At 32.8% G+C, this 26754-nt stretch carries 23 protein-coding genes and 1 pseudogene; 19 read left to right on the top strand and 5 right to left on the bottom strand.

Annotated elements, in window-relative coordinates:
* Positions 1–703: 703 nt before the first annotated feature.
* On the top strand, positions 704–2698 hold the full coding sequence (locus tag SM124_RS16255; protein ID WP_322447573.1) for a zinc-ribbon domain-containing protein: 1995 nt from the start codon (positions 704–706) through the stop codon (positions 2696–2698).
* A gap of 348 nt (positions 2699–3046) precedes the next feature.
* A complete protein-coding gene (locus SM124_RS16250; RefSeq protein WP_322447572.1) occupies positions 3047–4789 on the top strand; it encodes an ATP-binding protein in 1743 nt (580 codons plus the stop codon).
* Positions 4790–5214: 425 nt separating this feature from the next.
* Here SM124_RS16250 and SM124_RS16245 read toward each other — a convergent pair whose 3' ends face one another.
* Entirely contained in the window at positions 5215–6849 is a 1635-nt protein-coding gene (locus tag SM124_RS16245) for a Sau3AI family type II restriction endonuclease (protein WP_322447571.1), read from the bottom strand.
* A gap of 127 nt (positions 6850–6976) precedes the next feature.
* On the opposite strand from SM124_RS16245, the gene SM124_RS16240 reads away from it, so the two are divergent.
* From SM124_RS16240 to SM124_RS16220, 5 genes are all read left to right on the top strand, one after another.
* Positions 6977–7183 (top strand): helix-turn-helix domain-containing protein, encoded by a 207-nt coding sequence (locus tag SM124_RS16240; RefSeq protein ID WP_322447570.1) that lies wholly within the window; start codon positions 6977–6979, stop codon positions 7181–7183.
* Positions 7184–7185: 2 nt separating this feature from the next.
* Entirely contained in the window at positions 7186–8601 is a 1416-nt protein-coding gene (gene dcm / locus SM124_RS16235) for a DNA (cytosine-5-)-methyltransferase (protein ID WP_322447569.1), read from the top strand.
* Between the two features lie 994 nt (positions 8602–9595).
* Entirely contained in the window at positions 9596–13453 is a 3858-nt protein-coding gene (locus SM124_RS16230; RefSeq protein WP_322447568.1) for a reverse transcriptase domain-containing protein, read from the top strand.
* Between the two features lie 289 nt (positions 13454–13742).
* Complete coding sequence (locus tag SM124_RS16225) at positions 13743–14729, top strand: HNH endonuclease (RefSeq protein ID WP_322447567.1); 987 nt, start codon at positions 13743–13745, stop codon at positions 14727–14729.
* Positions 14730–14935: 206 nt separating this feature from the next.
* The gene (locus tag SM124_RS16220) at positions 14936–15259 is read left to right on the top strand and encodes a pyrophosphohydrolase domain-containing protein (protein ID WP_322447566.1); all 324 of its coding nucleotides are present in this window, start codon (positions 14936–14938) and stop codon (positions 15257–15259) included.
* Positions 15260–15842: 583 nt separating this feature from the next.
* Here the strand turns inward: SM124_RS16220 and SM124_RS16215 are convergent.
* Positions 15843–16073, bottom strand: a complete 231-nt coding sequence (locus SM124_RS16215) for a hypothetical protein (protein WP_322447565.1) — start codon at positions 16071–16073, stop codon at positions 15843–15845.
* A gap of 314 nt (positions 16074–16387) precedes the next feature.
* Between SM124_RS16215 and SM124_RS16210 the strand changes: the two genes are divergently transcribed.
* The 6 genes from SM124_RS16210 (at position 16388) to SM124_RS16185 (ending at position 20083) form a co-directional block, all read left to right on the top strand.
* A complete protein-coding gene (locus tag SM124_RS16210; RefSeq protein WP_322447671.1) occupies positions 16388–17380 on the top strand; it encodes a DnaD domain-containing protein in 993 nt (330 codons plus the stop codon).
* Entirely contained in the window at positions 17380–18642 is a 1263-nt protein-coding gene (locus tag SM124_RS16205) for a DnaB-like helicase C-terminal domain-containing protein (RefSeq protein WP_322447564.1), read from the top strand. Before SM124_RS16210 ends, SM124_RS16205 begins: the two co-directional genes overlap by 1 nt.
* A 35-nt stretch (positions 18643–18677) precedes the next feature.
* Positions 18678–19127 (top strand): hypothetical protein, encoded by a 450-nt coding sequence (locus SM124_RS16200; protein ID WP_322447563.1) that lies wholly within the window; start codon positions 18678–18680, stop codon positions 19125–19127.
* 195 nt (positions 19128–19322) lie between these two features.
* The gene (locus SM124_RS16195; protein WP_322447562.1) at positions 19323–19472 is read left to right on the top strand and encodes a hypothetical protein; all 150 of its coding nucleotides are present in this window, start codon (positions 19323–19325) and stop codon (positions 19470–19472) included.
* 100 nt (positions 19473–19572) lie between these two features.
* Positions 19573–19827: a hypothetical protein gene (locus SM124_RS16190; RefSeq protein ID WP_322447561.1), complete on the top strand. Its 255-nt coding sequence runs from the start codon at positions 19573–19575 to the stop codon at positions 19825–19827.
* Positions 19820–20083 (top strand): type II toxin-antitoxin system RelE family toxin, encoded by a 264-nt coding sequence (locus SM124_RS16185; RefSeq protein WP_322447560.1) that lies wholly within the window; start codon positions 19820–19822, stop codon positions 20081–20083. The genes SM124_RS16190 and SM124_RS16185 overlap by 8 nt, the downstream gene beginning before the upstream one ends.
* A 207-nt stretch (positions 20084–20290) precedes the next feature.
* Here the strand turns inward: SM124_RS16185 and SM124_RS16180 are convergent, their stop codons facing one another.
* Entirely contained in the window at positions 20291–20776 is a 486-nt protein-coding gene (locus tag SM124_RS16180) for a sigma-70 family RNA polymerase sigma factor (RefSeq protein ID WP_322447559.1), read from the bottom strand.
* Positions 20777–20998: 222 nt separating this feature from the next.
* On the opposite strand from SM124_RS16180, the gene SM124_RS16175 reads away from it, so the two are divergent.
* From SM124_RS16175 to SM124_RS16165, 3 genes are all read left to right on the top strand, one after another.
* Positions 20999–21148 (top strand): hypothetical protein, encoded by a 150-nt coding sequence (locus tag SM124_RS16175; protein ID WP_322447558.1) that lies wholly within the window; start codon positions 20999–21001, stop codon positions 21146–21148.
* Between the two features lie 321 nt (positions 21149–21469).
* Positions 21470–22171, top strand: a complete 702-nt coding sequence (locus SM124_RS16170) for a MerR family transcriptional regulator (RefSeq protein ID WP_407691417.1) — start codon at positions 21470–21472, stop codon at positions 22169–22171.
* Entirely contained in the window at positions 22161–22418 is a 258-nt protein-coding gene (locus SM124_RS16165) for a hypothetical protein (protein WP_322447557.1), read from the top strand. Before SM124_RS16170 ends, SM124_RS16165 begins: the two co-directional genes overlap by 11 nt.
* Positions 22419–22710: 292 nt before the next feature.
* Here SM124_RS16165 and SM124_RS16160 read toward each other — a convergent pair whose 3' ends face one another.
* Positions 22711–22953 carry a hypothetical protein gene (locus SM124_RS16160; RefSeq protein WP_322447556.1) on the bottom strand — a complete coding sequence of 81 codons (243 nt, stop codon included), beginning with the start codon at positions 22951–22953 and terminating at the stop codon, positions 22711–22713.
* Positions 22954–24009: 1056 nt separating this feature from the next.
* On the opposite strand from SM124_RS16160, the gene SM124_RS16155 reads away from it, so the two are divergent.
* The 3 genes from SM124_RS16155 (at position 24010) to pdxR (ending at position 26351) form a co-directional block, all read left to right on the top strand.
* Entirely contained in the window at positions 24010–24201 is a 192-nt protein-coding gene (locus SM124_RS16155; RefSeq protein ID WP_322447555.1) for a hypothetical protein, read from the top strand.
* 57 nt (positions 24202–24258) lie between these two features.
* Positions 24259–24711 carry a YfmQ family protein gene (locus SM124_RS16150; RefSeq protein ID WP_322447554.1) on the top strand — a complete coding sequence of 151 codons (453 nt, stop codon included), beginning with the start codon at positions 24259–24261 and terminating at the stop codon, positions 24709–24711.
* 203 nt (positions 24712–24914) lie between these two features.
* Entirely contained in the window at positions 24915–26351 is a 1437-nt protein-coding gene (pdxR, locus tag SM124_RS16145; protein ID WP_322447553.1) for a MocR-like pyridoxine biosynthesis transcription factor PdxR, read from the top strand.
* A gap of 156 nt (positions 26352–26507) precedes the next feature.
* On the opposite strand, the pseudogene SM124_RS16140 reads toward pdxR, so the two are convergent.
* Positions 26508–26754: pseudogene (locus SM124_RS16140) on the bottom strand (transposase); the annotation flags it as partial.

Here is a 26754-nt window from a genome sequence, read left to right as displayed (position 1 = left end):
ATTGATAATCAATAGTATTTTATGTTCACATTTCAAACTTGTCATTATTATGGTATTCACCGGTCCTTCTGATGAGAAATTTGAAAAATGGGCAATGAAAGAGTCGGGCATCGTAGATTGTAATAGTGAAGGCGAATGCATTAAAGACAATAAGAAGATAAGGTTCAGTTCTTCTCATATGTGTGATAATGGTATATTTACTTCATATGAAATGAACTACGTGTATGATAATGGTCAAATGACTACTTTAAGGACACTTGGTATTTTAGGGGTCATATTTTAAAAGAATGAAGGATTATTATGGGAGTTATTAAACTAAATTTCCTTTTCAACAAACGGGGGCTTATGTTTAAGAAACTTCACTGAATCTCTTGTTGCACAGTATAAATATACTACGCATTACCACAAAGCTAGAGTGGTACTTTTTAAATGTATCTTAAACTTAGGATACTCTTAAACAATAAAAATAATATTAAAAAGCTTAAGGTCAAGGGGCAAGTCGCCACGCCCAACCCATCAAAAAGTGGTGGGCCAGTGGATGATGTCCCCACTGGCCCTAGATAAATGGAGTAAATAAGAGCAAAACAGTAATAGGTTATTTGGAATCTTTTTTTATGAGAGTCTCCATTTTTTGGAGGCTCTTTCCGTTCATCTATTATGTTAAGGTAAAATTAATATATTAGAAGAATAAGGGGTATTTGCTATGAGAAAAACACCAAAAGAGAACAGCTTAGCGATACTGAAACCTGAGATAGCTAAACAATGGTGTTATGAGAAAAATGGTGATCTAACATCCTTTGACGTATCTCCTGGTCAGAAAGTAAAGGTTTGGTGGATATGTGCAAATAATGAAAAACATATATATGAATCTAGTGTTTCAAATCGAAGGAGCCCAGAGAAAGGTTGTCCGATTTGCTCTGGTAAGATAATAACGGAAGAGAATTGTCTAGCCACAGATAATCCAGAGTTAGCCAAACAATGGAATACCGAAAGAAATGGAAGTTTAACGCCTGAAACGATACATGCTAAATCCAATAAAAAAGTTTGGTGGAAGTGCATAGAAGGACATGAGTGGGAAGCTAGTGTTAATAATCGTAATGGTGGCAATGACGTTATTAAGAGAGCATGTAAAAAATGTAGAAAGAAAGAGAACTTTGCAGAGGGTAAATCTCTTAAAGAATACTGTCCGGAAGTGTTAGTAGAATGGGATTATGATAAAAATACAGTAAATCCGGAAGACATCTCTGCCTCCTATTGGCATAAAGTTTGGTGGAAGTGTAAAAATGGACATGAATGGAAACATGAAGTTCGGCATAGAGCACAAGGAAAAGGAAAGTGTCAAGTTTGCCAAAGTTTTGGTTTTCTTTACCCTGTGTTAGCAGCAGATTGGCATCCGGAAAAAAATAAAGATCTTACTCCATTTGATGTGACGCCTCGTTCGTCTAAAATGGTTTGGTTTAAATGTTCAAGAGGACATGAATACGAAAGAACACTAAGCAATCATTTAGTAGCGAGTGTAAATTGTCCTAAATGCAATTCAGCTACATCGTTTCCTGAGCAAGCTATTTTCTATTACATAAACAAGGTATTTCCAAGTGTAATAAACAGACATCGTTTTGATTTTAAATCTACGAACAATGTTGGGGTTGAAGCGGACTTGTTTATTCCAGAATTGAATCTCGCAATCGAATACGACGGTTGGTATGCTCACACGGAAGCAGTAGAGAGAGATGAATTTAAAAATGAGATTTTGTTGGAGAATGGAATCCAATTAATACGGATACGTGAAAAAGGGCTTCCTAAACTAAAGGGTAAGATTCTAAAGAACATTAATCGAAACGGACGACGAGAAAATGAGTCTATTGAAGATGCTATTAAAAAATTACTTTTTACCATCTCTGATAATTTTCTGGTAGGGAATGATGAAAAGAAGGAACTTATTCATTCAATCAACATCAATATTAGAAAGGATAGAGTGCAAATTCTCGAGCAGTTTACCTTTTTGGAAAAGGAAAACAGCATTGCAATCACACACCCTGAATTAGCTAAAGATTGGGATGATAAAAAAAATGGTGAGCTAAAGCCAGAACATTTCTCAGCAGGTTCTGGTACGGAAGTATGGTGGAAGTGTAAGGATTGTGGACATCAATGGCTGAAGAAAATTAGTGAACGAGCCATCGATGGAGTAAAATGTCCCCCATGCAAGAAAAACTTTATTAGTAAGCGACTTTCTAATAAATATCTAATAGAGAACGGCTCTCTAGCGAATAATCACCCTGAATTATTAAAAATATGGGATTTCAAAAAGAATGTGGATGTCACTCCATATGAAGTCACTTCAAAAAAGAGATTAAAAGTATGGTGGAAGTGTGACCAAGATGAGACTCATTCCTATCAACAACGAATTGATCATAAAGTATCCGGTAGTGGCTGTATAATTTGTGCTGAAGCAAAGAGAATTGAAACTAGAAGAAAGAACAAACTAAAGAACGGTAAATCCTTAGGTCATCGATTTCCTGAAGTAGCTAAATTTTGGCATCCAGAGAAAAATGGTCAACTAACACCATTTGATGTAGAAGCCAGAACCGCTCAAGTGGTTTGGTGGAAATGTGAGAATGGTCATGAATGGGAGCAAGATGTGCACTCTAGGAGTCAGACGAAGAATTGTTCGGTTTGTTATAATAATAAAATGATTTAGAGTGTTATAGAGTTAGATAGAGAAAAAGAGTTAATTATTGAAGTTTGTTAGTTTTTTTGATGTTTATATCAAAAGGTAACCTCAAAATAGGGTTACCTTTTATGGTTTATATGTTTATAGGGGAAGAGGTAATCGACTACCACAAAATGGTGGATCGAGGGACCTGTCCCCATTATTCCTAATGAACGCAATGTGCTAATAAACACAACATTTCAACTTCTTAATCATGACACCTCGAAAAAGTTGTTATAAATCAGGTGTTTATTTCCTATATATTTAATGACTCAAATATTCTATTGGGTTATTATGGTAATAGTATAATAGAAAAGATATAAAGGGGGATTTTTAATGAACCTATTGAATGATACTTTGAATGATACTAGTGAATCAAATGAATTTACAATAAGACCAAAGGTAGATGAAACTCAGGAATTTATTGAAATCGCAAATGACTTTTCTAACCCACTTGAATTAGTCAGAGAGGCAATTAGTAACGCTTTTGATGCAAGAGCTAATAAGATTTGGATTACCTTTGATGTTGTTAGAGAATACGGAGAGAGTATCTTAGAAATTAGAATAAAAGATAACGGAAAAGGAATGGATAAAGTAGGATTACAGTCTTTTTTTGATTTAGGGAACTCCTTAAGAAGAGGAGATGATGAAACCATTGGAGAAAAAGGACATGGAACTAAAGTTTATTTAAACAGTAGAAGCATTGAAGTCATTACACAAAAAGGAAGAGAAAAGCATACAGCTAAAGTGAATGAGCCATTTAGAACTTTACATAATAGACAAATTCCAATTGTCCAAGTGACAAAAGAAATCCACGATGTAAGTGATTATGGAACAGAGATTATCATTAAAGGATACAATAACAATCGACGCGATAAATTTACACATGAAATACTTAAAGATTATATTTATTGGTTTACAAAATTCGGTTCAGTTGAGCTACATTTTGAAAAGGAAGAATTAAAAGATACCAAATTATTTTTAAAAGGTCTTAACAGATCTAATTATGAAGAATTATCTTTTGGGCATGTGTTCCCAGCGGAAAACCACGATGTAAGCAAATTATTCGATGAATATTTAGTGAAGGCACCAGAATATTACTGTAAGAAAATTGTTAAAACTGGGCAATTGAAAAATTCCCCGGAGATAAAGTATGAAGCTGTTTTCTATATTGAAGGAAATAAGGTAAAACAAAGTTATAACAATATGCTAAGAAGGAAAGGTTATCAAGCCCCTACTGGTGCATATACAGTTCAAGAAAGATATGGAATATGGTTATGTAAAGATTACATACCTATTCAAAGGAAAAATGAATGGATTACATATAAGGGGTCAGAATACACAAAATTTCATGCATTCATAAATTGTCAAGATCTTAGGCTTACTGCAAACAGGGGTTCAGTAGATAATACACCTCAAGAAATAATAGATGATATTAAAGATGTTGTTTATAAAGAAATCTATTCAAAAATTGTTGAAGGCGATGATTGGAGACAACTTGAATGGCTTGAAGAAGAAGCAGATGGTTATCGGACAACGGAAAAAGAGAAAAAGGATTTCGAGTGGAGAAAGAATAAGATTAACAAATCCAATATTGCCAAATATGAAGGACTAACACTTGTTGAGCCTACAAGAGAAAGTGGAGTTTTTGCCTTAACCATTCAACTTACAACTATTAAGCCAGACATATTCCCTTTTCAAATACTAGATTATGACACCCATTCAGGAATCGATGTTATTGTAAAAGGTGACCATACGACACCAATTTATCAATCAAAACTTTACTATGTGGAATTCAAACAATACTTGCAAAATAATTTCAATCATTCATTTGTTAATCTGCACAGCATTATATGTTGGGATACAGATATAAAGCATGGAGATATTATAGAAGATATAAATAAAGATAAAAGAAAAATGATCATTACAGCTCCAGCAACCCCTGGTAACCATACAAAGTATTTCTTAGATGATCCAACATACCCACATAAAATTGAGGTGTATGTTTTAAAACACTACTTGAAAGAAAAATTAAATCTTGAATTTAGGCCAAGATCTTCTGTTGAGGTTCATAGTTAATAATCTTACCACCAGTCATTTTGAATGGTGGTTTTTATTATTGATATAACCATTTCTAAAATAAATTGAAATATTTTTTAGTACTACCTTACTGGGTAGGGGAAGAACAAAATATTTAAAATAACTCTGCAAGCTTTTTGTCGGTGAAACAGCAAAAATTGTTTGGTTTATTATATAGTAAAATGATTTAGAGTGTTAAAGAGTTAGAAATTTAAATTCTATATATATAGGTAATCTTCAATATAGGGCTACTTTTTACTAGCAAGTTAAGCAAGTGTGTAAGCACAATGAAAGAGAAAAGTCGAAAAGCGTAATGAAGGGAAACTCCCACATACTTAATTTGATGAGGGGAGCAGAAAAGCCAAGAAGATAGCCATGAAAGATATCTTCTTGAAATTAGTGCCCTACTCTACTAAACCATTATTTTACAACAAATCTTTAATATGTTTATATATATATTCTTTACTTAACCACCAAGCTTGTTTTGTCATATAATCATCTGTAAATTTTTCTTTTTCACTCTTTGGTCGATTTATCCATTTTGCTGAGTGAGGTAGTTTCCTAGAATTATTCATTAATTTCTTTTTATGAATACCCTTAACTACAACTTCTTTATAGTATTCTGGTCTGTATTGAGCAACTTGGGCATCAGGGCGAAGATGTAAAATATCTTCAAGGGATGGTTTTATGAAATTATTATTTATTCTGATTTCATTACTTTCATTTTTAGTATAAGTGAGTTCAACACCGTTTTTTAGTTTTTCTATTTCCGTTTTCCAAACTCTCTGTACTGGCCCATCTATATCACGAATTGGCATATTCCAAAATTTGGCGCCGATAAAAATTATTTTCTCAGGGTTTGTTTCGTTTTGTATATTTAAATCATTAAAGACTAATAGTAGAAATTTTTTTCTATCTAAGAAATCATAAACTCTGGATTCATCCCAAGATTCATTAACTAGCTCAAGAAATGAAGGAATCCCCATAAATTTAAAATGTTCTTTTGGTTGCCCCATCTTTAAAGTAACCGTTTTTAAACTAATTTCTGCTTTTTCAATTTCTTCTGATATGACGTCATCTGTAGTGGTTGGCAAATTAAGAATTCCACGGATTATCATGTTATTGATATTTTTTTGTGCCTGCCTTTTACCAGCTTCTATACCAAGTTTATAAGATAATTCACTTTGTTTCATACCGTAATAGGGAGTAAAGCGGGAGACAATAATCTCCTCAAGAGTTTTCTTTTTTAGCTCATTAACATCTTTCACAATACTATTAATTGCTTCGGTATGGTCTTGTCCGATAATATGATTATTTATGAGTTCATTAATGAATTTTGATTTAAATGAATATGCTCTGGGTTTTGCAGGAACATCTGTAAACTTCTGTTTTGTAAAATCACTACCAGTTGTAGATTTTGTACATGCTCCAAGATAATTTGTAAGCCCTTCTGATAATTGTTCAGCTTTACCAGAGTTTATAAATTCAGATATTTTTTTCCAGTCTTGCTTGATGATTTCTAAATCTTTCTCAGGTATTTCAATTACTGTATCTTTAGGCAAGCCAAAATCTTTTAACTCTGTCATTGAAAGTAGATTCGCATATAATATCCGAAATTTTGTCTTATCTTCAATCATTTCTCCGCTAGAAATTTTTTTCTTATGCGAGACATCGCGTCTATAATATTGAATTAATTCAATTAGTTTATTCTTATGCCACAATGAGCTTTGTTCAAATGATTTACCATATTCATTTTGGTAATTAATTTTATTTAAAACAAGTCTCTCCCCAGCAATAAATTTTGTGACTTTTTTATTTTTATTATTTTTTGTTTGTTTATCTATGGGGGTAACTTTTAATTCTACGCCAGCTTCTGGAAAATCTGGTTCGGCATAATTATCTGCAGGATGGTCAAACCAAACTTGCTCTATTACATTGCCTGGATAAGATTTATTTTTTACATTCATTATGCTCTTTACATCGATTTCTCCAAGCGTCTTTCCAACCGCTTCTAATGCCCTTTTATGTACTTTTTCCTTAGTGTTATAGACACTACTCAAATAGATTCACTCCTCAAATATAACGAACATCATTTTTCATTTATAGTATATCAATGACTTGGCATTAGATAAATACTAGTCTATAATCAGTTAGTGAATATCGAAATCCCATAATTGAGGTGTTATAATGATTCAGCTTCGGATTGATGAAATCCTAAGAGATAGAGGAATGAATCAAAAGGATTTATGTGAATTATCAGGACTACGCCCTACTACAGTATCTGAAATGGTAAGAGGTGTTAGGACTTCGGTAAATTTAAAACATTTAGAAACAATTATGAATTCCTTGGATATAGAAGATTTCAATCAAATTATTAAGAAAGTAAAGGTGTAACAATGATTTTAAATATCTTTTCTATGTTTGATGGTGTAGGCGGATTTATCGTCGGGTTAAATGATGCTAATAATTCAATTGGTAAGGAAGTATTCAAAACAACTTACTCCAACCAATTTGAACCAAGCCGTAAAGCACAGGATGCATACGAAGTAGGAGTTTATAGATTTCCTCAGGTAAACCACTTACCAGATGATATTATGACTGTATCAGATGATAAATTTAAAGTGATGCGTGAAAATAACGTAAACATGATTGTGGGTGGATTTCCATGCCAAGACTATTCTGTAGCACGTTCATTGAAAGATGAGCAAGGGATACAAGGGAAAAAAGGTGTTCTATTTTGGGAAATCATTAGAGCTACAAAGATTATCCAGCCTAAATATTTAATATTAGAAAATGTTGACCGATTGTTAAAGTCACCTTCTAAACAAAGAGGAAGAGACTTTGCTGTTATGTTAGGTGCTTTCAACAAGATGGGATACTCTGTTGAATGGCGAGTAATTAATGCTGCAGATTATGGACGGTCACAACGAAGACGTCGGGTTTTCTTTTTTGTATATAAAAACGATACTAACTGGGCTAAACATTTAGATGAATTTTATAATGATGATAACTCAAATCAAGGCTCATTAGATGATTTTGTAGAAAACCCACATCAATATGATGATTACATCTTTAGTAACGGTTTATTTGCACGACAATTTCCTATTCATTCTGAACCAAAAGTCGATGGTAACAAAGTTCGAAGAGCTAGTCATTGGTTAGGAAACGATGTTGATTATGATGACTATATATTAAATATTTCAGATAATTTCACAGGGACAATTTGGAATACCGGTATCATGCGGCATGGTAAGTATTTTACTATTGACACTACTCCAGAAATAGAAGAGCCAATGACTTTGGGTGAAGTTGTTGGAAAAGCTAAAGATGAATTTATAGCAAAATTTGAAGATATTAATCTTGGACATAGTGAATATAAAAAATATATAGAACGTTATATTATCAAAGATAAAGATAAAATTTTAAAATTCCAGCAACTTCGAGATGCAAAAAGAATTCCAAGAACTAGACCAGACGGAAGTGAATACTTTTATTCTGAAGGTGCAATGTCACCTTATGATAGTTTTAGCTTACCGGCACGTACCATGCTTACAAGTGAAGGTTCTGTAAACCGTTCTACTCATCTGCTATTCGAAAATGGAGAATATCGCCTTTTAACACCAAATGAAGCTGAAATCTTACAAGATTTCCCTTTAGATTGGACGAAATATAAGCAGAATGAAGAAACTAAAGAAATCTTAGAAGTATCTGACCGTATGAGAATGTTCTTTATGGGTAATGCATTAGTCACTGGTATAGTCAAAAGAATAGGTATAGGATTAAACCACATTGTAGAAGAGTTTCAGGCATAAAAAAAACTAACTTAAGGATATTCTGTTTTAATAGAAATTTTTTCTGGTTTCTATTTAATATAAGGGTGGAGAAAAAATTCTCCACCCTTATTCTATCCCTTGTTGATACATAAATTTTAATTTTTGTAAGTAGTCTTTCGCCCAATCTCTTTTCCATTGCTTAATTGTTTGCTTATAATCCCTTACCTGAGTATTTCTTTTCTGGCACAGCTGTAGAATTGGAAAATAAAAACACTAAGTATTGAAGCGTTAAAATGAACCATTAAGGCATCATCAAGGAATTTGATAACTCGGATTCGAAAAATATGAGGGCATAGTTAGGACTTAAAGTTATTGAACAAAAATTACAACCTTGTCCTATTTTACTCATAGAGAAGTTGAAAACAAGACTACTATCTACCAAAACAACTCTATTGCAGTGACACCAATAAATATTGTTTAGGGTAATAATGGTGAATTATTTACCTTGTTAAAGAGAATAAGTGAATTTCTCCTTATTATAACGATAAGGTTAAATAGAAAAGGTAAGTTATCAAATCACACATTTACCTCTAAGGGTTTTATATAGTTTTATATAATAAAACTACTATGTATTTGATTTCTGCGATTATCACTCAATACATGTAGAATACGTAAGTAAATTAATATTAAAATAAATATTAGGGCTCTTAGTTAATGAGGGTCTTATATTTTTTGTAAAACTAGTTAGTGATATAAGATAAATGTGAATTTGTTTTTATATAAATTTTAGCCTATCTCATTTGTTAATATTTACATATGTCATTCCTTCATTTTATAAAAGATTTCTTTGGTAAATTAATAATATTCTCAAATCTCTAATAAAAGAGGAACTATAGAACTGCTTTTTAATTTTTAGAAAGTCTTAGTTTGTAGGATATTTGTTAATTTGAAGGGGATTACCAAAAATTTGTCGAAATAAGTAATTAGCTCTATTTAGTATTGATATTTAGAAAATTAATAAAAGGTGAGAAATTTGAGTATTGTAAAAACGAAATATGAAGTAATAGCTCCAAGATTGGAATATTTAAGAGATGAGGTGATTTTAGGTGAATCTTGGAAAAAGTCACATAGTTATATTCGAAGACATAATTGGTATGCAGATATATTAGAACTAGATTGTTCAATTGTCGATTTGGAGGATAATCTAAGGGAAGTTGCTACTAAACTAATAGATAGTGAAACTTATAAACCTGATACGTTGAAGGTTGTTTTAGCTCCTAAAAATCAAAAATGGATATTCCCAGATGGTCAGGAGAAGTCTTGGCATCCGAAGGGGAAGAAAGATAATGTAAAAGGAGAACAAGCATTAAGACCATTAGCACATATTTCAATAAGAGATCAAACTGTTACCACAGCAGTAATGCTTTGTTTGGCAGATGCTATAGAGTCTATTCAAGGACCATCAGAAGAAGATGATTTTTTAAAGTGTCAGAGAAATCAGATATATAGTTATGGAAATAGATTGCATTGTGAATGGATTTCTCATTTAGATAAAAGAAGTCAGGCTAAGTTTAGTTGGGGAAGCTCAAAAAGCTATCGAAAATACTTTGATGATTACAAAGCCTTTTTAAAAAGACCACAGAACGTATGTAATTATTATGACCCAATTATAGCTACAAATAAGGAATTGTACGTAGTTTCTTTAGATTTATGCAAATTTTATAACAATATTGACCTTAATTCATTAATAAAGGAACTGGAGTATCTGTATAAAGAGTATATTAGTTATTACAAACTCCCACAAAAGTACAAAGATGAACCTGGATTTTGGAAAAAAGTTAAAGAGATTTTTGATTGGGAGTGGGCTAAGTCAGATTACAATGATAAAAAAATATTAACAGAAGATGGGGAAACATCTTTAGGTTTACCTCAGGGGCTTGTTGCGAGTGGTTTTTTTGCAAATGCTTATTTAATAAGGTTCGATCGAATTGTTGGAAAGTACCTTAATGACAATAAAGAAGGAGAACACAATATTAAGATACTAGATTATTGTCGTTATGTGGATGATATTCGTGTAGTTGTAGAGGCTTCTCGTGGAATTAATCAAGAAGATATAAAAGGTATTATTCACGATTTAATAAAGAAATTAATAAAGAAGCATTTAGTAGAATTAAAAAGTAATAATGAATACGAAATAGAAATAAATGAGGATAAAACAAGCATTGCTTCTTATCGGCAATTATCTAATAAAAGTAATATTTCTGCAGTAATGAATGCCATCCAGCATGGAATCAGTGGTACACCTGATGCAGATTCCCTTCAACAGATTATTGGAGAGTTGGTTGGATTACTCAATTTATCAGACTCTATAGAAGACAAAGAAATGAAAAAAGGAAATGCACTAGGACTTTCCAAAATTTACCTACCATATATGGATATTCGTGATGACACTATAAAACGTTTTAGTGCTACTCGTCTAGTCAAAACATTGAGATTTAAAAAAAGTATGACTGTACAGAGTGAGAAAGTTGCAGTTAATGATATAGGTGTTAAGTCCTTTACAGCAGGTCAAATGTTAAACCACGAAATGGAAAGTGTTGCACGGAAATTGATTTCATCTTGGGCAGAGAATCCGTCTTTAACATTACTTCTAAAATGTGGTTTAGAGTTATATCCAGATGTTAGATTATTAAATCCTGTACTTGAAGCATTAGAATTAAAGTTATTTAACAAATCTAGTTCATTTGATGAAGTGAAAACTGCCGAGTATGTCATTTCAGATGTTTTAAGAGCTGCATCTACAAGAATAGGATATAATTCCGAAAATATATATCCGGAATATGTAAATCTAGAAAGATTTCGTGAGGAGCTTGCTAGATTTGCAAGAAAACTTATTAATAACGAACAAAAAAAATTTCCATGGTACGTAAAACAACAAGCAACTTTATTTTTAATTACTAACGGCGATTATGGCTTTACTATTGATGAAAATGAGGAGGAATTAAACCAATATAAGTTATTACATGAGTCATCTCTTTATCAAATACACAATAAGGGGGACTTACTAAATAGATTAGCAACATCTATTGTTGCTCAGCAATTAAATCCTAATAAAGCAAAATATGCTACATGGTTTATTGATTGGATAAATAGCATAAATGAAGATGAATATAAAAACCAAATAATTCAAACATTGTTTATGAATCGTTCTGATTTGCTTGGGGAAGTTCTTAAATCAAGTAGAATAAAAGACTATAATTGGGAAAAGTTTATACCTGAAAATATAAAATTGTCTTTAATGTTTAATAATGAAGAGTTTAATACTGATATTAAAGAGTCTGTATCTTTAATAAAAATTATTCAGAGTAAAAATAATCCGTTCAAACAGGAGAATGCACTTCTTTTACTTGCAAATGCCATTTTAGAAGCTCCCGATACTTTACAGAATTTGAACAAAGGAAGGGGAGTTGAAGATATTTTAGTTAATTGTAAAGACTGGAGTGAATTACAAGATCCGTCCTATAATAATCTAACAGTAAAATGGAATAAACAAATAGAGGGAAATGCGCTTATACTATATAAAGCACCCTACTGGGTTGAGGATAATTTTAAGTGGATGTATACTCTCGGTGCCATTTTAAGAGCTTGTATTACAGGTGAATTTGATTTTACATCTAATGCATTCATTCGAAAAGAAGACATTGGAATTTACAAGGGGTTAAAATCAACTTGGTACACTCGTAAATTTTCTATGATTAATCATGGAAAAGGCTTAGTAAATGAGCCTATTCCTGTAACCCCATGGATAACTGAGTTTTTATATAAGTTACTACAATGGCCAGGAATAAATTACAGGGAAGTTCTTATTAGAGATTGGAAGAACATTAGTAATTTAGCAGGTTTACAATATTTTGTTAGTAAAAGGATAGAGCATCAAAGGGCAATATATGGGAAGCTTTCCCGAACACCAGTATATACTTTGCCAGTGTCAAGAAATTCGAAAGAGAAGAGTTCAAAAATTCGATTTGCGATTGTACAACCACTTCTTCCACAGTTAAAAGACTTTAATGAAAAAGATCCGACTAGATGGAATGAATTGTACAGGCAGAAACATCGTGATCATTTGGCATCAATTTGTCATTTAGTAAATAAGCAAGTAAAATCAACTGTTCATGCAAGAAAGTCACTGAATGATAATGGTGACAGTGATACATTTGAAGGTGTAGATGTAATTGTATTTCCTGAGTTATCTATACATCCTGATGATATTGAAATATTACGTGGACTATCTGATGAAACAAAAGCACACATTTTTGCCGGTTTGACTTTTGTACAACCAACCTCTTCACAAAAACCAATAAATCAAGCTTTATGGCTTCTTAGGTCAGAATCTACTTCAGGAAGAGAATTTATATACGTTTACCAAGGGAAGCATCATATGACTAAGCCAGAAAAGAAAATGGGTATCCAATCTTTTCGACCATATCAAATAATAATTGAATTAGAGAGTTGTGGAGAGAAGCCAATTAGAATAGCAGGAGCAATTTGCTATGATGCTACTGACTTAGCAATTGCCGCTGATTTACGAGATGTTTCTGATGTTTTTATAATTTCCGCAATGAATAAGGATATCCAAACCTTCGATAACATGGTTAGTTATTTACATTACCATATGTATCAACCTGTTATACTAGCAAATACGGGTGAGTTTGGTGGTTCGACCGTACAAGCGCCATTTTCTAAACATGAACGTACCATTGCACATGTTCATGGAAATCAACAAATTGCTATTAGTATATTTGAAATAGACCCTACTATCTTTAAACGAAAATATAAACAAGACCCTCTTCCTGATATTAAGACTCCACCAGCAGGATATGAAGGAAGGTAAAATTAAGTTATTTAAATTTATAACCTGTTACTACTTGTATCGGGAGTTCAGTCAGTCTAGTTTCACAGTTACTTAAAGGGAATAACTAACTATTACCAAAAAAACAAAAAAATTCTCTTAACTGATAAGACTGGTAATAAAGTTATAGATGTAATATTTTACAAAAGTATTTTTCAATAAAAATTGGTGATAGTTACCTTTAATAGGGGTAATTCGCGGCAGAGTATATTTAAAAGGTTAATTGGCTGGTTTAGAAATATTTGGGATAGTAAGAGGTGTTTGTACTTAAATGAGCCACAAACTAAAAGTAGGTGAGTTAAGAGAATCGTACTTAACAGATGAGGATATCTGGAGGGTGTTTACAATTGTTTTGTCTAGTAAGTCGGTTAAATCTTCTACATACAAGTATGCTCTAATAAAGTCGCTTATTGAAAACTTATATCAAGTGAATGAACAGTATGAATTGACTTATGATCAATTGGCTTATTCTTTTACGAAAATTTATTGGAATTTGATTATTCACCATAACTTAGATAAACAAAACAGAGGAATGAGTGCCAGAGTTACAACAATTCTTAAGGATGCCAAGTCCAAATATGGAATTCCTTCAGATTTTATTTTTGATAAGATTGATGATGCTATTCAAGTAAAAGTAGTAAGCGAAGTCAAAAAGACAATGAAAGAACATGTATTTGGTGCTCTCTATGGAGACACAAAAGGAATTTTTTATGCTTTTAATCATAAAGGAGAATATTTCAGATTAAATCCAGCTGTTCATCAGTTTATGTTAAATTATCAACGACTTGTTGTTAATCTGACGAACTACCATATGGCGGTTATGATAGAGGAACTAAATGAGGTGCAGAGCATTAACTACCTATTAGGGAAGGTAGAAAGTATTGCAAGGAGATCATCATTAAGACCTTTCGAGCAGCTGTTATTACGACATTTTGAAGAAACCTGTTTTTATTGTGGAAAAATATTGTCTGATATAAAAAGAGAAACTAACGTGGATCATTTTATTCCATGGTCATTTGTTCAATCTGATCATATTTGGAATTTGGTTTTATCTTGTAAGAGGTGTAATAGCTCTAAAAGTGATAAGTTACCGGAGAGGCATTTTCTAGAGAATATAATTGACAGGAATGAAGAGTTAAATAATAAAACAACAGATCAAGCTGTAAGGAATATGATGATTAATTATAAAGAGAAGAAGATTATAATGCTTTATGATTATTCTATTAAGAATGGTTTTGATGCAATATGGACTCCTTAGTCTGAGAGATTGAATTGTAAAAACCTTACATAATAATACTAATCTGATTCAGTTAATTTTATTTAATAATTGTAAAAATATTGAACAACTCTTCCTAACGCCATGGACAGTTTTCTTGTTTTTAATTTGAGGAGATAAAATTTGGGTAAGAGGAAGTAAACATATTTTAGTAAATTAAAATTTTACTGTAATGGAGAAATTATTGTATGCCAATTTATAATAAGTTAGTGCGTGATTCAATTCCACAAGAAATTGAAGAAGCAGGAAAGAAGTTCACTACTAGAGTGTTAGATCAACAAGAATATATAAAGGAATTAAAGAAAAAAAGCTTTGAAGAATTAGAAGAGTATGTAAATACAACCAATCAAGAAGATGCATTAGAAGAGCTTGCAGATATTTTAGAAATTATTCATTCTTTAGCCGAATATCATGGCGTATCTATTGACAAACTAGAAGAAATCCGCCAACGAAAAGCTGCTAAAAGAGGTGGATTTAAAGATAAAATATTTCTAATAGAGGTCGAAGGTTGAGTAATATAGAGCTCATTACTATCTTAGGTATCAATTAGTTTAACAAATTGAGATTTTCGTAAAGAATTATATTTGAAGTTACTTGTAGTCCAATTTAGTGTTCAATACTTTAAATTAGTACTTAAACATCCATTGAACAGGGCCCCCCACACAGGAAAAATGGAAGATGTTCCTTTTACAATAGCTAGTGTCAGTACAAACAATCACAATTAAGTGAATGCCAGTAGTATAGTTTTTTTAGCAAGTGGACGGTTCTTATGTGCTTTAATAAGATAATCAAATGAACAGAAGCACCGTCCCCTGTGGTATGTAGTATTTTATTTGAAATGACTAAAAAAATTTGTGAGTACCGAATTTACGCATTTTGAAAGAAAAAGCAAAGGATTTGAAAATTGAACTTTCCAGTTTGAATTTGGAGAGTTCTTTTGTCTATTTAGAAATTAAATAAAGGTATAGTAGACTTTAAGAGTTTACTATACCTTGTTATTAGATATTAGATATTAGATATTAGATATTAGAATATAAGTTTGGTATTAATATTTACTTGCAAAAAATTGATTAGATAATTTCCTTTGGTATTTCTTTAATTAAGTAGATATTTATGTGATGATATGTATGGGTAACCATTAGGGTCAACTTCTCTAAAGAAGCCTATTTCTATATGTTTTGTTACGATACTGCAATCTCTTGTAATAATCAGCCCGTATGGATTGTTGTTAATCTTCTCAGTGATACTTGACATTGATTTTCCTTTCAAATACAACTCTGTAACAAGGCCGTTTTTATTAATCAAGTATAAGATATAATACTTCATTACTGATTTCCTCCCTCCTAAAGTATTGTAATAGTTAATTCACTACAAATAATATTTCTCCTTTAAACAAATTTTCGACAATTTTATTTTTTTAGATAAATTCAAATAATTAGTATTAAACTAGTTAAACATTCATCAACGTTTATGAATGTTTTTTATTTGGTTAAAAAAATTCTTGCCCTCTTCTATTAGTAACAACCAAACTAACTTGCCATAAATAATTCACATTACTTTTAAAAAACACCATGTCCGATTTCTTTAATTTTCCGTATAAAGCATATGAAGGGACTTTATTAAAGAAGGGCTGTGTTGTGATGGCAAAATTCAGATTGGTGCGTACTGATTTTTGGAAGAATCCGATTGTTACAGAGGAAATGACCCCAGAGGATCGATATTTTTACCTCTATCTCCTAACGAATCCACATACGACTCAAATTGGAATCTATAAAGTTACGAAAAAACAAATGGCTTTTGATTTGGGCTATCCTCTTGAAACTGTTCATTTGTTAATGGAACGATTCATCTCACATCACAAGCTGATCCGTTACAATCCGGCAACAAGAGAACTCGCCATTCAAAACTGGGGGAAATATAACCTGAATAAAGGTGGTAAACCCGTTATGGATTGTATTACTTCCGAATTGAAAGATGTTGAGGATACATCTCTTATTGAATATGTATTGGAGTCCATTCTGAAACAGGATATTCGTAATCTATATGAATCTTTCTGTATTCAAGAGTATAGTACTTTTAATTTTGAACAGGAAGAATCTGAAACCACTATTGACTTAGAATGTGAAGAGCCTGAAGAGATGTCTGTGCATCCTTATACGGTACGTGGACAAAAAGAAAAAGAATATGAAAAAGAAAAAGAAAAACAACAACAACAAAAAAAAGAAACGTTCCGTCCAGAGACAGAGATTAATACGAATACATACAACGATACCCAATTAGAACGAAAGCAATCAGATGTTAAAGAAATTGTGGAGTTTTGGGACCATAACGGATTTGGTTTGTCGAACGTGAACGCTAAAGAGCAGCTGTTATATTGGTTAGAGGATTCTGACTTTTTACAACCGAAAGATGTGATCTTAAAAGCGATGAAGATTGCATGTGCCAATAGCAAACGAAGACTGAACTATGTGGTTGGTATCTTGAAAAACTGGGATAATGAACAGTTACTGACGGTTGAAGAGATTGATTTGTATCTAGAGAATCAACAGTATGTTACGAAGCCTGGTCCATTAAATGCCGGAAGAGATATTCCTACTGAATTTGAACTCGACTTAACAGCAGGGGAAGATTGATGAGTGTTGCGGAAAAAGCGTATTTAGGATGTCTGATGAAGGCGGATTATTTACTTAAGGACACCGTGATACAACCTGAACAGCTAGAAAGTACACGCCATAAGGAACTTATGAGGAGAATGTTAGATTTAAAGAGAGTGGGGCGAGAAATCGACTTAATTACCTTATCAACATTACCTGACCTCGATTCCTTTGGTGGAATGTCTTACCTATCGGAGCTATTAGCACATGCGGATTTAGAGAAATTCGAACGGATAGAGAAGCTCATACTTGACCTTTGGAAGGACCGAGAAAAGAGAAATATCTTAACCTTAGCAGCGATCAATGATTGGGAAATAGCAAAAGTCACATCTGAATTGGATAAAATCAACCAATTAAAGATGGATGATCATACTTCCATTCAGCAAGCGTTGACCAGTATTTATGAGGCTCCTTGGGAAGATCCAATCCTGTTAAATATGGTACCAACAGGTATTAGAAAACTGGACGAAATGACAGGAGGTTTTCAAGACGGGGAAGTGACGATTCTAGCGGCAAGACCCTCGATGGGAAAAACGGATGTTATGCTTCATTTTGCGAAAATGGCTGGTTGGACAGGATTTCTCCCTCTTATTTTTTCTTTAGAAATGCCTGAAAAGTTGATTACCTCTCGACTAATTGCCTCAACTGGTGGCTTTAACCGAGCGAAGATGAGAAACCCGAAAAGAATGCTATCTAAGAGTCAAAAGGACAAATGGGCTGATGTCATTGGTGAACTCAATGAAACTCGTATGCAAATATTTGATGGGGCTGGACAGTCGATTCCTGAGATTAGAGCCAAAACAAGAAAAATGATGAACCAATTCCCATTCATGAAGCCAATCATTTTTATCGATTATTTGACGTTGATCCGTTCCAGTCAAACGAACGGGGGGAATTCTCATCAACAAGTGACGGAAATTTCTAAATCCCTCAAAACAATGGCAAAGGATTTTCATTGCCCAATCATATGTTTAGCACAGCTCAATCGCTCAGTTGAATCGAGAGGGGATAAGCGACCGATGATGTCGGATATCCGGGAATCGGGGAGTGTGGAACAGGATGCTGATGTCATCTTGTTCTTGTATCGTGAACGGTATTATGAAAAGAGTTCCATGAATTATTCTTTAGATATCATAGTTTCGAAAAATCGTAATGGTCCAGTGGGAACTATCTCTGTGAATTACAACGAACATACTGGAACAATTGAGGACAAAAAGGAAGAGCCATTTCCTGTTGAATAACTTGAACAAAAAAATCTAATCCCGGGGTGTTGTCGATGCTTGTGAAAGATGTTTATCGAGATTGTTTAATGTATGAAGAATCCACATTGGCCCATTACATTCATCATTTACTAGCAGAGAAGAAGATTACACTAGATGACGACATGGGAGAAATAGATTTGAATCAAGCCGATCATCATAAAGTTGCGGAGATGGTTCGATTGAATCTATTAGGTTTTTATAAAGTACGAATTTATTCATTGAAGATGGATGAAGAGAATTTTTCCTTTATTTTTGCTGGAAGTAAGGAAAAGGCCGTTCAGTTTTATACGAAGACATTTAATAAGATTCCGATGAACTGCCATGAATATCCACTAGATTTCCAGCTTGCTAGGGGAAATGAAGTCGTAACGTTTCGGGATATGAGGAAGGATTTTCACGCTTTTCCTGCTATTGTGGGTTATTTTAAGTGGAGCGCGGTGAAAGTAGTGGGTAAATCATCTTAGAGTTAGAGTAAATCTTGCTGGTATAATTGGTTATTGGGGATACATGAGTATTTTTAAAGTAGAAAATACAGTAAAGGATAGAAAATCTGTAGCCAAAAGTAATCAAATAAGGGAAAAAGTAGTCTGATATGCATATCTAATCATTTTTGCTTGCTTTGGAATAATAGTGAAGGAAATATAAGTTGAAGTCTTTTAATGAAGTCAAGAAACGAGCAATCTAGTTATAAAAGAAGTAACTTGGAAGAAGCTTTAGAAAATAATGCCGATAATCAGAGTGTTTCTTCTCAAAAAGATGGATTTCGTTATGATTATGACGATTCTGCAGATATTACAAATGAACACTAAAACAATGTTAATTTTCTATTTTTGTAAAGAGTAGAGAATAAATGACTTTGATTAAAAAATGCATTATAATTTAGAAAATGTATCACCTATTGGAGGTGTAATGATGGCCATTCAAGATATCCGAAAGCTAGCACATGAAATGATTGATAAACTGGAAGAAAAAGAGCTGGAAGAAGTTATAAATAAGATGCGTCATATGAATAACAAAGTTAATAAAATGGCAAATGAGTGTGGTTTTCCTTTGGTTGAACCGACAGTTGAAGAAGTTGATGCGATTAAGAAGGCGAAATATGAGTTTGAAAATGGTGAATCCTATACTCATGAAGATGTATTTGGAGAAGATGTTTATGTATAATCTAATGTACTCCAAACAAGCTGCGAAGTACATCAGAAAACAAGATAAACCAACAAAAGAACGGTTAAAAGAAGCACTGCTCACCTTAGCTGAGAACCCGTATAAAAGAGGGGTTCTTGATATAAGTTCACTACAAGGTGTTGACGGTGCTTTTCGTTTGCGTGTCGGAGATTTCAGAATTGTTTATGAAATTAAAAACGAAGAATTAATCATCTATATCATTTCTGTAGGAAGCAGTGGGGATATTTATAAGTAATGGGGGAAAACACGGGGACGGTGGTTGTGGTTTAATTACGATGTGACCCCTAAAAGGTAGAGTAAAATCTAACTTTTCGGATACCGTTCAGGATCGTCCCTTTGTGTTTTTAGCAAAGTTTTAATGAATGTTAGCGTGAAGGAAAATACTAGATGGTTTTAGTAGTCGTCATTTTACCTATAAGCGTTTTGTGTATTTTGAATTCTACTAATCATCGTTTTTTAGAATCTTTCTTAATTTTTCTTTGGCCCCTTTTTTCCAGTCTTTAACGGCTGAGAGAGAGACTTTCTCCTTTCTAGCAATCTCTATAGTAGTAAAATCATCATGGAGAGTATAAAGAACCCATTTTTTCTGATTCATGGTTAAGTCCTTGCATAACGATAATATGGATTCCGTTTCTAGTGGAATGTTCTCCCCGTCTTTTATTAGGTTCCAAAACTCTGTCTTTGGAAAAACCATATGTTCTTTATAGTGATTCATTCTTGTCATTTCTGATTGGATTTTTCCTCGTATGTAGGTGTAGGCATAGCCAGTAATATTTCCTTTTTTAGCATCGAAGCGTTTATTTGCTTCCCAAAGGGCTATCAGTCCAATTTGATAGAATTCCTCTTTATTTTTATAAATGTGTAACGTTTGGATGATTTTCCAAATCATCGGTTCATATTTTTTCATTAATTGATTAAAGCTTTCCACAACAATCCCTTTCAGGAAAGCGCGCTTACCAAATGTATTCCCGGGTAGGCTAAATATAACCAGATAAAAAAATTCTGTCGAAATGGCTAATCTTATGAAAAACGTAGAAAATACAGTGAAAGTTAGATAATCAAATAAGGGGAAAAGTAGGCTGATAGGGTACATTTTTGCTTGTTTGTTTTGGAATTATAATGAAAGAACATATAAGTTGGAGGTCTATTAATGAAGTCAAGAAACGAGCAATCTAGTTATAAAAGAAGTAACTTGGAAGAAGCTTTAGAAAATAATGCCGATAATCAGAGTGTGTCTTCTCAAAAAGATGGATTTCGTTATGATTATGACGATTCTGCAGAAATTACAAATGAACATTAAAACAGGTGGACGGTTCCTATTGTTAAAAAAACGATAAGATCCGTCCATTTTTTCTTATACTATATCTACGAACTGATTCCATTTTATTTTTTCGCACTGCATTTTCCTAGAATAGCAGTAAAAGTTCGTTTCGATAGGTGTTTAGGATTATTTGGACAGTGAGAAATATATAATTATGAATAAAAACAATCACCTTTACCATATACTCTAATGATTTTAACTTTATTTTAATTTGATTTTAATTTGATTTTAATTTGATTTTAATTTGATTTTAATTTCATTTTAAGTTTAGAAAATAAGCGGTATAATGGAGGTGGAGAGGTGATTTATATGTTTTTACAAGATGAGATGCAAAATGTAGGTATAGCCACAAAAATGGTTGAAGATAAACTCCCGCGTGTTTTTGAAACATTGCAAAAAGAACAATTGATTTCCATTTACAAATCTCTAGCAAATGTTCAAACAGCCTTGTCTTCAATTTATAATAGTACCCATTTTACTTACAGAGACAGTATTGAAAAATTATCTAAGGAAGAGATGGAACAGGTTGTATCTGCCTTAGTGTTACAATTAATTGAATCGGGATCTAGAACAGATTTATTGTCCAACTATATAGAAACTCGTCTATATAGAACAAAGGAATTTGCTGATGCTATGGGTGTAACACAAGCTACAATAAGTAATTGGATAAAAGAAGGAAGACTAATAGGGGTTGAGAAAAAAGCTAAGGGTAGTCACGTAATGATTCCTGAAACTGCAACTTATTTTAACATTACTAACCAGAGGTTCAGTGTTAAAGAGATAATGGAATCTTATAATCAAATGTTAGTGAAGCGTGCAGAATTACCTGAAGAGAATAGTATAGATGAGTATAATAGAATTAACGCTCGTTTCATTGAAAAGTACAAAGGCACATATTTCGAAACACTAGGAACGTTAGAAGCCCTAGATGACGAGCAAGAAAGAGATGCTGCTGAATGGGAATACGTACTAGATGAACTAGGACAGTTTAATGATGAATAGGAAAAAGAAGAAAGAACAAAATTTACAGTTGCCTCTAAATGATTTTGAGCAAATCAAAAAGAGTTCAAGGAAGTACCAAACCGCTTCGGAGCCTTTCCATACACACGGTACCGACGTAGATAAAATGTCAAATGTAACACGATACCCGAATTTTGAACATCAAAATTTAAGAAAAGTAATGGAAGCGATTTTTTTTCATAGGGTCATGTCAGAATCAGAAAACAAAATTAAAGAGAAGAAAAAATAAAAGGTACAGTGTAACAATATTCGTAGGTTCGTTTTAGTGGGATAAATTGTTAATTGGCATCTTAGCAATCTCTATTTCAGTAAAATCATCAAGGAAAGATAAAGAACTCATTTTTTTCTGATTGATAGTTAAGTCCTTGCATAACGATAATATGGATTCCTTTTCTAGTGGAATGTTCTGTTCGTCTTTTATTAAGTCCCAAAACAAACGGGTCCAACAATTGAAGACCCATCTACCAAAAAGGCGAGTTTTTCTTTTTGTGCTAACGAAGCAGAATTGTTGAATCGTAACTTTATCCCGGAATGGCAGGTATATGATTTCTTGTACTTGGCTCGTCGTTAATAAATGTAATGTTTATTGAACCCTGAATTTCTTTGTCTTCATTAGTTTTTATCATATTTTCTGGAAAATTATTAATCATTTCATTGCTCTCTTCAAATAATATAAGCCCATTTTGATTAAGTAAGAGTAATAACTCTCTTACCCCTCTAACCTCTATTTCAAAGTTTAAAACAATCATTTTATTAGAATACATTGTATGATTTGTAACCCACCCGTTACGTTACATTTTGTGATACTGTTTACGGCATAATCAATCAGTTCATGTCTATTTTCTCTGGTAAATCCTTTTAATCTGATAACTCTTGGTAGCATTAAAATCACCTATTTTCGTTCATATTTGTGTTACTGAAATTATAGTACGAATAAAGTTAATAAAGAAGTGAAAGCACTTAATTCAAGTAACGGGTTGCGATTTCTCAAGAAGAAATCGCTTCCTTTTCTTACTGAGCTAATGGAGCAGAATACTTGAAGATGTACAGTACAAAATAAGAATAAAAATAAGAGGGTCTTGTTTCAAATGTACTTTCACATATTGATAGTGGGTTTCATCATTTTTCTTACTGTTTATTTTAAAGACAAAGCAAACTGGAGAAAACATCTTAAAAGATTTAGTTATTTTGTTATTGGTCTATCTATTTTCTATTTTTTATTAGATTTATTACTAGTCGACCTGGGGATTTTCCGCTAACGGGTGTGATTCTTCAAAAACCTAGAAATGCTTGGCTTCTTTTTGAAGTAACGTTGCAGGATAGTAGAATTAGGGAGGGATAATCGTTGAGTGATAAACAATATAATCTAATCAAAGTTATATGCCTTATAATAATTGCTTTTTCAAGTGTATGGATCGCTTTGGATCTTATGAATATTAGTCAGATACTACACTCTATTGGACATTAAGAGTTATCACCCCTACGAAATAACCACTAAAAAATAGGACAACCATTGCAGAAACAAGTATCAACATTAGGATTAGTTTCAAGAATTATTACTCCTAGTCTAGTTTATTAGTATTTTGAATAGATGAAAGTTATAATCCAATTTTAAATGAATAAGCGAAATAGTAATCATCCAATTTGTGAAATATTTCACCATCCACTTCCTTTCTTTTATAGTTAATCCAAAGCAAATGGTGATAAATGAAGATAACACGTTAAGTGGATGGTCATTTTTTATCTTAAGTGGATGGTCGGTAATTTGATTAAATGTGTTATGGTAGATTATATGTAATTTTGATTGGATGAGGTGTAATATGGAAATTTTGATTGGACTAGTAATACTAATACTAGTAATCTCTGGAATTTGGACTTTACTGATAACGGGGAAATCTGACACAGACTACAGGAGTTCGACAAAAAGGAATACAACCAATTTAACATTAATATATGTTGTGGTCATTGGATTGTCTTTAATTGCACTGGCGATTTACATTTGGTTATTATAGCCAGATTCTAAACTTACAATCTGTCTTTTAGCTAAAGTTATGAAGGTGGGAATAAACATGACATGGGTTGCTGTAATATCAATCATAGTTGCTAGTCTATTGAAAATTTTATTGACGTGCTTGCCTACTGGTACAGTCAATTGGCTATTAGGTAAATTTGAAGTTCATTCAAAGTTAAATGAGAAAGATATCAGAATTACTGTTTCCGAAAGAGTATTAGTAGGTGAGGAAAAAACTAATATGGTTAGGATTTTTAATGAAGCGATATTCATGAAACGAAATTATATATATCCTGGAAACGAAAAAAATTTCCTCTATCCAGTTGAAAGTGGAGTGCCAATTGTTATTGAGAGTCTGGATATCAATAATAACATGAGGATTTTTATCTACAGTTATAGTGACCGTATTGATGTGGTAAAACAGTTTAAAGGAAAAGTAATTTCATATAGTCTATTCTGTGATAGCTTTCAAAACTGTTCTATATCCTTTCAAGGGTCCTTAGAATATTAAGGGAAAAACCTAGATGGTCCGTAATAGGGCTATCTTTTTTTAATTTTATTTGATTTTAGAAATTTATATATAACATTTCAGATTATCGGATAACAAAAAGAGACTATTTTTTGAAGGGAATTGTTATTTCTAGGATAAAATATAAGAATAAAAGCCGCTGAATATCAATGGCTTTAAAAAGACACAAAGGAATGTTGCTAGATATGGATTGGAAACCAGATCGAACGGCAAAAAAACCTATTTATAAACAACTAGCTGAATATATAGAAAATGGTATAGTGGATGGTACGTTTCCTGCAGATAAACCATTGCCATCAGAAAGGTTTCTTGCAAATGAATTAAGTGTCAACAGAAGCACTGTGGTTGCTGCATATGATGAACTCGAATCGAGTGGACTGATAAACAGAAATAGGGGAAGTGGTACAACGATAAGTAAGGATGTCTGGGGGATAACGAAACGCCGGATACCAAGTTGGAATAGGTATATTGAAGCTGGCTCTTTCTTGCCAAATTTACCTGTAACTCAAAAAATAAGAAAAGTAACAACCAATAAACTTATTAACTTGGCTAGTGGGGAAATATCACAAGACCTAGTTCCAACGAGTAACTTAAGAAAGATTACTTCAAGTAGATCTTTTATTGGTAGTATGGGATATGATCATCCTTTAGGAAATGCAATTTTAAGACAGACGATTGCAAAGCACGTTAAGGAATATCGAAATATAGAAACCAAGCCGAATTCTATCCTCATTACGTCTGGAGCACAACAGGCATTACATCTGGTGGTTCAATGCTTGTTAAAACCTGGAGATACTGTAGCTTTGGAAGATCCATCTTATCATTATAACCTTCCGATATTTAAATCAGCAGGGGTTAAAACGATTTACTTACCGGTGAAAGATCAAGGGATTTATCCGAATGACCTATTGAGCTTACACAAAAAACATCGAATTAGAATGATATTTTTAAATCCAACTTATCAAAATCCAACAGGTACATTGCTAAACACAACTAGAAGAATGAAACTATTAGAAATTTCCTCCGACCTTGGAATACCCGTCATTGAAGATGATCCTTATAGTTTAACCTCCTTTTCTGGAGAGATCGTTTCAAGTTTGAAATCAATGGACTTAAATGGAAATGTACTATATATAAGTTCCCTATCAAAAGTCGTAGCATCAGGGTTAAGGATTGGATGGATCATTGGTCCAAGTTCAGTGATTGAACGATTGTCTGACGCAAAGCAGCAAATTGACTTTGGACACGCAAGTTTTACTCAATGGATTGCAAATGACTTTCTGGAGTCCGATGAGTTCCATTCACATATAAAGAACCTAACTAAACACTTAAGAAGTAGGAGAGATCAAATAGTTAGCAGTATTGAAACTTATTTATCTGATAGCGTAAGTTTTTATACTCCTCAAGGGGGGATCCATCTATGGTGCAAACTGAATAATGAAGTGAATGAAATGAAACTACTAGAAGAGTGTATTCAAAAAGGAGTCATTTATGTACCTGGCTCAACAATGGGAACGAGCAAAAATCATGTTCGATTTACCTTTGGAAGAGAAAATGAAGAAGGAATAGATGAGGGGATTAAGAGATTTGCAGAAATTTATTATTCCCATTGTGTTAGTTAATCCTTCATATCAACTGAGATAACCTCTATCTATTTTAGAAATAAACAGAGAGAAGAGGCTGGGACATAACTAGCTTCTGTATATGAAAAAAGTGAAATCGTGTCGTCGATTTCACTTTTTTTATTAAATTTCAGTTATATGCGGAAAAAACCTCCCTCATCTTGCTGCATATTTTCGTATATTCACGGCCATTAATGCAAGGCCGATTTCGTTTTCAACTTTCCATTTTCCACGTACGGAAAGTCGAGTGAAACCTAAATTAGCTTTCAAGAATCAAAAAACTGGCTCCACGTCCATTTTACGTTGGCGGTAAATGGCAGCCGTTTCTTCATCTGAAAGCTTCGTTCTCACATATTCTTTTTGTTGTTCCCATTTCTCATTGATCATGAGTTGGCGATTATTT

It is taken from the genome of Robertmurraya mangrovi (genome assembly GCF_034427655.1).
Lineage (GTDB): Bacteria > Bacillota > Bacilli > Bacillales > Cytobacillaceae > Robertmurraya_A > Robertmurraya_A mangrovi.
The sequence above is the reverse complement of the archived record's forward strand: the minus strand, read 5'-3'. Positions and strand labels throughout refer to the sequence as shown.

Bases quoted from the DNA above. Each gene is read 5' to 3' on its own strand.
- dcm (WP_322447569.1), top strand. From the start codon at position 7,186: ATGATTTTAAATATCTTTTCTATGTTTGATGGTGTAGGCGGATTTATC.
- SM124_RS16220 (WP_322447566.1), top strand. From the start codon at position 14,936: ATGCCAATTTATAATAAGTTAGTGCGTGATTCAATTCCACAAGAAATT.
- SM124_RS16175 (WP_322447558.1), top strand. From the start codon at position 20,999: ATGAAGTCAAGAAACGAGCAATCTAGTTATAAAAGAAGTAACTTGGAA.
- SM124_RS16205 (WP_322447564.1), top strand. From the start codon at position 17,380: ATGAGTGTTGCGGAAAAAGCGTATTTAGGATGTCTGATGAAGGCGGAT.
- SM124_RS16160 (WP_322447556.1), bottom strand. From the start codon at position 22,953: ATGTATTCTAATAAAATGATTGTTTTAAACTTTGAAATAGAGGTTAGA.
- SM124_RS16155 (WP_322447555.1), top strand. From the start codon at position 24,010: ATGGAAATTTTGATTGGACTAGTAATACTAATACTAGTAATCTCTGGA.
- SM124_RS16250 (WP_322447572.1), top strand. From the start codon at position 3,047: ATGAACCTATTGAATGATACTTTGAATGATACTAGTGAATCAAATGAA.
- SM124_RS16225 (WP_322447567.1), top strand. From the start codon at position 13,743: ATGAGCCACAAACTAAAAGTAGGTGAGTTAAGAGAATCGTACTTAACA.
- SM124_RS16200 (WP_322447563.1), top strand. From the start codon at position 18,678: ATGCTTGTGAAAGATGTTTATCGAGATTGTTTAATGTATGAAGAATCC.
- SM124_RS16195 (WP_322447562.1), top strand. From the start codon at position 19,323: ATGAAGTCAAGAAACGAGCAATCTAGTTATAAAAGAAGTAACTTGGAA.
- SM124_RS16255 (WP_322447573.1), top strand. From the start codon at position 704: ATGAGAAAAACACCAAAAGAGAACAGCTTAGCGATACTGAAACCTGAG.
- SM124_RS16150 (WP_322447554.1), top strand. From the start codon at position 24,259: ATGACATGGGTTGCTGTAATATCAATCATAGTTGCTAGTCTATTGAAA.
- SM124_RS16240 (WP_322447570.1), top strand. From the start codon at position 6,977: ATGATTCAGCTTCGGATTGATGAAATCCTAAGAGATAGAGGAATGAAT.
- SM124_RS16165 (WP_322447557.1), top strand. From the start codon at position 22,161: ATGATGAATAGGAAAAAGAAGAAAGAACAAAATTTACAGTTGCCTCTA.
- pdxR (WP_322447553.1), top strand. From the start codon at position 24,915: ATGGATTGGAAACCAGATCGAACGGCAAAAAAACCTATTTATAAACAA.
- SM124_RS16210 (WP_322447671.1), top strand. From the start codon at position 16,388: ATGGCAAAATTCAGATTGGTGCGTACTGATTTTTGGAAGAATCCGATT.
- SM124_RS16215 (WP_322447565.1), bottom strand. From the start codon at position 16,073: ATGAAGTATTATATCTTATACTTGATTAATAAAAACGGCCTTGTTACA.
- SM124_RS16190 (WP_322447561.1), top strand. From the start codon at position 19,573: ATGATGGCCATTCAAGATATCCGAAAGCTAGCACATGAAATGATTGAT.
- SM124_RS16185 (WP_322447560.1), top strand. From the start codon at position 19,820: ATGTATAATCTAATGTACTCCAAACAAGCTGCGAAGTACATCAGAAAA.